Origin of the sequence: Pseudomonas sp. SIMBA_041 (genome assembly GCF_046535095.1) — a bacterium.
GTDB lineage: Bacteria > Pseudomonadota > Gammaproteobacteria > Pseudomonadales > Pseudomonadaceae > Aquipseudomonas > Aquipseudomonas mucoides.
The window spans coordinates 1-241 of sequence record NZ_JAWRXJ010000857.1 but is presented as its reverse complement, the minus strand read 5'-3'; the positions used below and the strand labels follow the sequence as shown (position 1 = coordinate 241).

Below are 241 nucleotides of genomic sequence, written 5' to 3'. Positions count from 1 at the left end.
AGCGTGATAATCGCCGGCAGGATAGCGGAACGGAACAGGCCCGTCAGCTATCCCGTCCAGAAACTGACGTACGCGCGGATCAGGATTCGCCTGCAACGCCTGGGCACTGCCATGAGCGACAATTTTTTTGTCCGCCAGGATCCAGGCGTGATCCGCAATACTTAACACTTCCGGCACATCGTGAGAAACCACCACACAAGTCACGCCCAGCGCGCTGTTCAGCTCAGAACTCAGCTTCACC

1 pseudogene is annotated in these 241 nt (G+C 57.3%); it reads right to left on the bottom strand.

The annotated features are described in order from the left end of the window. Positions 1-241 (bottom strand): annotated as a pseudogene (locus SB725_RS33570) (phospholipid ABC transporter ATP-binding protein MlaF); the annotation flags it as partial.